At 66.8% G+C, this 7,378-nt stretch carries 5 protein-coding genes; 4 read left to right on the top strand and 1 reads right to left on the bottom strand.

Features of this window, described 5'->3' with window-relative positions:
- The first annotated feature begins 311 nt into the window (after positions 1-311).
- The 4 genes from EAO76_RS33975 to EAO76_RS33990 are packed head-to-tail and all read left to right on the top strand — an operon-like array spanning position 312 to position 6,917.
- Positions 312-821, top strand: a complete 510-nt coding sequence (locus EAO76_RS33975) for an SseB family protein (RefSeq protein ID WP_187438876.1) — start codon at positions 312-314, stop codon at positions 819-821.
- On the top strand, positions 818-1,420 hold the full coding sequence (locus EAO76_RS33980; RefSeq protein ID WP_262375929.1) for a hypothetical protein: 603 nt from the start codon (positions 818-820) through the stop codon (positions 1,418-1,420). Before EAO76_RS33975 ends, EAO76_RS33980 begins: the two co-directional genes overlap by 4 nt.
- Complete coding sequence (locus tag EAO76_RS33985) at positions 1,420-6,162, top strand: putative T7SS-secreted protein (protein WP_148839930.1); 4,743 nt, start codon at positions 1,420-1,422, stop codon at positions 6,160-6,162. Before EAO76_RS33980 ends, EAO76_RS33985 begins: the two co-directional genes overlap by 1 nt.
- 2 nt (positions 6,163-6,164) lie before the next feature.
- A complete protein-coding gene (locus EAO76_RS33990) occupies positions 6,165-6,917 on the top strand; it encodes a hypothetical protein (protein WP_148839931.1) in 753 nt (250 codons plus the stop codon).
- 163 nt (positions 6,918-7,080) lie between these two features.
- Here the strand turns inward: EAO76_RS33990 and EAO76_RS33995 are convergent.
- On the bottom strand, positions 7,081-7,378 hold a 298-nt coding region (locus tag EAO76_RS33995), incomplete at its 5' end, for a transposase (RefSeq protein WP_148840462.1).

The raw sequence follows: 7,378 nt of genomic DNA on the forward strand, positions 1-7,378 counted from the left end.
CCACATAGGACACGGTCTTAGCCTTGGCATGAAGCCGCCGCCGACGATCCTCAGGGCTGAGCCTGCATTGCCGGGAACTTTCGGAATCAGGCCACCGGGGGTGGGCAGCGTGATGGGGCGTTGCCGGCCCCCGGTGCATCACTCTCTGCCCGGTTTCAGAGTGAACGAAGGCCCAGGGGTTCGGGGAGCGCTTCCGCGGGGTGTTTACGGCCCACCCGTACGTGCGTGGAGCTGCGTTGGGTCCAGATCACGGCTGGCTGGCCATTTTTGATCGTTGCTTTTGGAAAGTGTGTCGTGCCAGCATTCAACGCGTGTTCGATAACGGGGATGACGTGGCAGAGCCGCCTGTCCGGCGCTCGAAGATCGCCGACTTGATCGAGTGGCCTGCTCCTGAGGCGCTGACGGCACTGCGTGAGGCACTGCAACCGGTCCCTGCCATGGCGTCGGAATGTGATCTGGCGGTGGTGGCTCGGCGTGAGTTTGCTGTGTTGTTGGGTGAATTCCGGCGTGCGGCGGTGCTGGTGCCGCTGGACGGGGCGGGGGATCTGTGGTCGGCGGAGCAGAACGGTGTGCGGTGGATCTGTGCGTTCTCGGACGAGGAGGCGTTGGCACGGTTTGCCGCTGCCCGGGGTGAGGCCGGTCGGGAGTGGGCGTACCAGAGGGTGTTGGGGGCGCGGTTGTTGGATGTGATGGTGCCGATGCTGCCGGGGCCTGCGGGGGTGGTGCTGGATGCGGGCAGTGATGAGGGTGGGGTGTTGTTCCCGCCCGTGGCGGGAATTGTGCCGGATTCGGTGGCGGTGGATCTCGGGGGGACGCGGTGAGCGGGGATGGTTCCGATCTTCGGGTGCCGCCCGAGGCGTTGGCCGCGATCGCGAAGGGGATCGATCTGGCGCATGCCGAGCTGAAGGAGCTCGGGATGGTCGGTGAGGCGTCGGTGGGCCGTGGTTTTTCTGATCTGGGCCTGTCGGGGCTGGAGTTGGGGCATGGCGGTCTGGCGGCGGAGTTCGAGGCGTTCTGCGGGCGTTGGGAGTGGGGTGTGCGGGCGCTGACGCGGAGGGGCAACGACTTCGCTGTGGGGGTCGGGTTGTCGGCGGGTTCGTTCGCGGAGCAGGAACGGTACGTCAAGGACTCGTTCAAGATCGGTGTGAATTCGCTGAACGGGAATCCGCATCTGTCCGAGGACGAGGTCAAGGAGATGAGCTGGGACACGGTCCGGAGCCAGTCGGCGTACGACGACCCGGACTTCAGCGGGGAGTCGGGGCGGAAGGCGTACGAGGAGGTCCGGCAGGCCTGGCGGGACACCGGCAGTGAGTTGGGGATCGGGGGGCCGGACTCCGCGGGGGACTCCTGGATGACGGATCCGGCGTTGCGGGAGGCGGTTGCTGAGGCGGGGCGTTCGGATCGAGGGCAGGGGGACTGATGGTGGACTGGGGGAGGCTAGGGGACGGGCTGGTCGATGGTGCCGGCAGGCTGGCCGACAAGGGCAAGGAGCTCGCGGGCAGGGCCGTCGACGCCGGTACCGACGTGCTGGGTGCGGGCCTGGACAAGGTCGGGGCGCACGGCTGGGCCGACGGGGTCGAGGACTGGGGGGACGCGACCGCGTCAGCGCTGGGTGCGGAGGTCGGTGAGAAGCAACTCGGGCAGAGCGAGGAAGCGGACGAGCTGGTCCATGGCAGGCCGGAGAAGATCGCTGCCACGGTGAAGAACCTCCGTGACTTCCAGCGGGCGTTCGATCTCGTCGGTGCCGGGATGAAGAGGCTCGACTCCGGTCGCTGGAAGGGCGAGGCCGCCGACGCGTTCCGCGAGAAGTTCCGGACGCTGCCGACCGACTGGCTGCGTGCGGCCGACGCGTTCGAGGACGCGGCCGGCGCGCTGGAGACGTATGCGCGGACGGTGGCCAGCGCTCAGGACAAGGCCCGTGAGGCCATCGCCCTGTACAAGGAGGGCAAGCAGGACTACGAGAGGGCCGCCGCCGCGTTCAGGGAGAAGGCGCAGGCGTACAACGCGGTCCGCAACACCGACCATCCGCTGCCGCATCCGGGGGAGTTCACGGATCCGGGGCTGGCCAGGCGCCGGCAGGCACAGGAACTGCTGCAGCATGCCCGGCAGGTGCGCAACGAGGCGGCCGAGACGGCCAAGGGCGCGGTCACCGCGGCGATGGCCCACGCGCCGAAGGAACCCACCGGCCTGAACCGGCTCAAGCAGGAGGTCTACGACCACGCCGCGGGACAGGGCATCGAGCTCGCCCACTTCGGCGGTGGTGTCATCAAGGGCGGCGCGGGACTGGTCAACTTCCTCCGTTCGGTCAACCCGACCGACCCCTACAACCTGGCCCACCCGGCCGACTACTACAAGGGCGTCCACATGACGCTCGCCGGTCTCGTCTCCACCGGGGCCAGCCCCGACCGGGCCCTCAAGAACGCCTGGGATTCCGCCAAGGGCGACCCCTCCGAATTCATCGGCCGCCTCGTTCCCGAGCTGGTCGGCACCAAGGGCAGCGGCCTGGCCAGGGGTGGCTTGAGGGCCGGGACGAAGGACCTCCTCGACCGTCCGAAGGGCGAGAACCGGAACGGACACGAGAAGAACCCCGACTCCAACTCCCAGAAGTGCAGCGAGGTCAAGTGCGCCGGAGATCCCGTCGATGTCGCGACCGGGCGCATGCTGTTGCCGCAGACGGACATCGTGCTGCCCGGCTCGTTGCCCCTGGCCTTCGCGCGTGTCTTCGACTCCTCGTACCGGGCCGGTCGCTGGTTCGGTACCGGCTGGTCGAGCACGGTCGACCAACGCCTGGAGATCGACCCGGAAGGCGTGGTGTTCAGCTGCGACGAAGGCAGCCTGCTGGCCTATCCGCACCCCGCGCCCGGCGTTCCCGTCATGCCGACGCACGGTCGACGCTGGCCCCTGGACCGGGTCGATGACGGCTACACCATTACCGACCCGGAAACCGGCCAGGTCCGGCACTTCGTCAACAACCCCGACGGCGAACTGGCACTCCTGGCGCAGATCGACGACCGCAACGGCCGCTGGATCACCTTCGAGTACGACGAGACAGGCGCCCCGACATCGATCGTCCACCACGGCGGCTATCACCTGAAGCTCACCACGAACGACGGCAGGATCACTGCCCTGTACCTGGCGGGCGCCGCACCGGACGGCACCGACCAGGAAATCCTCCGCTACGGCTACACCGACGGCCACCTCACCGAAGTCACCAACTCCTCAAACCACCCTCTGAGGTTCGGCTGCGACGAGCAGGGCCGCATCACGTCATGGACGGACACCAACGGCAGCCGGTACGGGTACGTCTACGACGAACACGACCGCTGCGTGCACCAAGTCGGCACAAACGGCCACCTCGAGGCCCACTTCACCTGGGATGACACCGACCCCGAAACCGGCCTGCGCATGACGTCCATGACCAGCGGTCTCGGCCACACCACGCGGTATGTGATCAACGACCGCTCCCAGGTCGTCGCCGAGATCGACGCGTTGGGAGCCGTCACCCGATTCGAGTACGACCGCTATCACCGGCTGTTGTCCCGCACCGACCCTCTTGGTAGCATCACCCGCTTCACCTGCGACGAGATAGGGCGACTGGCCACCGAGGTCCGCCCTGATGGCCTGGAATCATCCGTGCGGTACAACGATCTCCAGCTGCCGATCCGCGTCACCAACCCGGACCGGACCGTGGTCGAGTATGTGTATGACGAATGCGGTAACCGAACTGCGGTCACTGACCCGTCCGGTGCCGTCACTCGCGCCGTCTACGACGAGGCTGGTCACCCGGTCTCCGTGACGGACGCACTCGGCAACACCACCCGTATCCGCAGTAACGCTGCTGGCCTGCCCGTTGAGATCACCGACCCGCTCGGTGCCATTACCCGCATCACACGCGACGCCTTCGGTAACCCCACCACGCTCACCGACCCACTTGGTGCCATCACCCGCTTTGAATGGAGTGTTGAAGGCAAACTCTCTCACCGCACCGATGCGGACGGCACGACACAGTTCTGGACCTACGACGGCGAGGGCAACTGCCTGACCCACATTGACGCTTCTGGAGGCGTCTCAAGCTACGAATACACCCACTTCGACCTCCCTTTCGCCAGCACCCGGGCCGACGGCGGCCGCTACGAGTTCGAGCACGACAACGACCTGCGCCTCACCCGGGTCACCAACCCGAAGGGGCTGACCTGGTCTTACGAGTACGACGCGGTTGGCAACATTGTGTCCGAGACCGACTTCGACGGGCGCACCCTGACCTACCGCGTCGACGCTGCGGGCCAGCTCACCGAGCGTGTCGACGCCCTTGGCGGGACCATCTCCTTCGAGCGGGACCGGATCGGCCAGGTGCTCAGCAAGAACGTCGACGGCCGGGTGACGACCTACGCGTACGACACAGCGGGGCGCCTCCTGGAGGCGGTTGGCCCGGAAGGCGAACTGCAGTACCAGTACGACCGTCGCGGACGGGTCAAAGCGGAACTCGTGAACGGTCGTCCCCTTCTCTACGCCTACGACGACCTGGGACGGCGCATCCGCCGGACCACGCCCACCGGGCATGTCACTTCTTACGCCTACGACTCCGACAGCCTTCTCTCTCGGCTGACCACAGGTGGTCGGTGCGTCGACTTCACCCACGATGCCGTCGGCCGCGAGCTGGTCCGCGCCTTCGGGGACGCGATCACCATGACATCGGCCTGGGACGAGGTCGGACGGCTTACCGCGCAGCACATCACAGCGGGAATCCAGGCCGTCAACAGCCGCACCTACGGCTACCGTGCCGACGGGCATCTGCTCTCCGTCGCGGACCGACTGTCGGGCACCCGCACCTTCGATCTCGACCGCATGGGCCGGGCCACCGCTGTCCGGGCCCCGGGCTGGACGGAACGGTACGCGTACGACGACGTGGGCAACCAGACCTCGGCGTCCTGGCCGGACCAGCACCCGGGCAGAGAGGCCACCGGACCGCGCACCTACAGCGGCACCAGCATCACCCGTGCCGGCGGTGTCCGCTTCGAGCACGACGCCCTCGGCCGAGTCACCCTGCGGCAGAAGACCCGCTTATCCCGAAAACCCGACACCTGGCGTTACGAGTGGGACACGGAAAACCGCCTCACCTCCGTCATCACCCCCGACGGGACCCTTTGGCGCTACCGCTACGACCCACTGGGGCGCCGCACCGCGAAGCAGCGCCTGGCTGCCGACGGCGACACCGTGGCCGAGGAAGTCTGTTTCACCTGGGACGGTCTCACCCTCTGTGAGCAGACCAGTCACCGGCCGGGCGCTCCGAATGCGGTTGCTCTCACCTGGGACCACCAGGACGTCGTCCCGCTGGCGCAGACCGAGCGCATCCTCACGGCTGATGGCCGTCAGGAGGAGATCGACCGTCGGTTCTTCGCCATCGCAACCGACCTTATCGGCACTCCGACCGAGCTGATCGACGAGTCGGGCGCCATCGCCTGGCGTGGCCGGAGCACCCTGTGGGGCACCACGGCCTGGGCCCGGGACAGCAGCGCGTATATTCCGCTGCGCTTCCCCGGGCAGTACTTCGACCCTGAGACCGGGCTCCACTACAACTGCTTCCGCCACTATGACCCCGAAACCGGCCGCTACACTTCCCCGGATCCCCTGGGGCTGGCTCCTGCGCCGAATCCCGTCGGCTACGTGGACAACCCTTACACGGGATGCGATCCGCTGGGCCTGAAGAAGTGCCCGGACGAAGAGAAGAAGGCCGAGAAGGCCAAGGCGCGGGCCAGGGAAAGGGCCCTTAAGATCGCGGACGGGGTCGAAGAGAGGGCAAAGGGTGGCACGCTCCGCAAGCACCGCAACTACCACGGAGACGAGAGGCACAGCTTCAGCGATGAAAAGGTCCTGGAAATCCTGAAGAACCCGGACGCGGTGTACCAGTCAGAGGGCAGCGCCGGAAAGCTCATCTTCCGGAAGGGCGAGGACGTCGTCGTAACCCATGGTCCTGGTTCCCAAGCCGGCCAGGCCATCACGGCGTATGGGCCGTCAGGTATCAAGGGCGAGTCCGGTGCGAGGGCGCTGGGCGGCGAGGCCACGGACCCCGGTGCGCCGATCACCGACAGGGACATCGTGGAGGGAAGAATTCCGGGCAACGGCGGATTCATGCCCCCCGCGGAAGTATTGAGGAAAAAGTAACCATGAGATTGACCTTCGGCAACGACTGGCACGCAACAGTGACAGCCGATCCGCTGTCCATCATGCCCCGTTTCTCGGGCAATTCCGTGGACATCGCGTACTACACGGACGTGAAGGAACGTGAGCGGTTCCTCCGGGCCACTTTCGGCAGCCAGGAACAGTTGTGGGAAACGCCCGACGTCCTCCGGTTCGACCCGGACAGCCGGAGGCTGGCCGGTGCCGAGTTCCAAATGCCGGCGGAGTCCGCTTCCGCCGAGGACTCCGCCCGCGTCACCCCCCTGCCCGCAGTACGCCCGGGTGGGCTCCGCGCGGACGAGGTCCGGGACTTCCGGCTGGAGGTGTGCGAGGTGCTGTACCGCACTCCCGGGGACACCGTGCTGACTAGTCTGCGCGACCGCGATGTCCTCGACGAGCCGCTGGAGGCTCGCATCGGCATCGCCCTGGATGTGGCCCTCCTCATCCAGCACGGCACCGTCGTCGGCTGGAGTCTCACGGATCCGGCACGTTACCTGACTCAGGCGTTCGCAGCCCCCGACCCCAACCCGCCGTTCCCCGCTACCCGACGGCTGCTCACCGAGTGCCTGGACCTGATCACTGAGCCGGTGATCGACGACGTGATGGACGGCAAACCGGCGGCCCTAGCCAGGCTCAGGACCGTCGACCAGGCCCTGCGTACTCAGCACGAGGACCGCTCCCGGGCCGATGCACTGCTCGCGCTCATCGTCAATCTCGTGGAGGACCATCGAAACTGGTAACGGACAGCCGAAGAAGCTGAGGCGAACTTGGCACTGTAGGCCACGCTTCGTGGATCTCATGGACGTGCCTCCCCAAGGCCCAGCCAAACGGACAAGCGGTCTCAGGCAGCGCTGGGTAGCAAAGCACACTCATGGCGTCCCTTGGTTGATTCGGCATCTGCACTTACTGATCTTTTCGTAAGTTCGGTGGGTGTGGTGGGTGGATGGTCAGGCCTGTGTGGGCGAGGAAGGACCAGGGCAGTTGTGGGTTGTGGTTGATGCGGTGGATGCCTTGTTCGGTGGCGTCGGCGACATCGGCGAGGTGGTCGCCGGCGAGGTTGGCGAGTTCGCGTTTCTTGAGTGAGGACCACAGCAGTTCCACCGGATTCAGCTCGGGGGCGTATGCCGGGAGGCGTTCCAGGGTCAGCCAGTCCTGTTCGGCGACCCAGGCCCGCATCGCCCGGCTCCAGTGGGCGGACAGG

It is taken from the genome of Streptomyces sp. sk2.1, from assembly GCF_008120935.1.
Classification (GTDB): domain Bacteria; phylum Actinomycetota; class Actinomycetes; order Streptomycetales; family Streptomycetaceae; genus Streptomyces.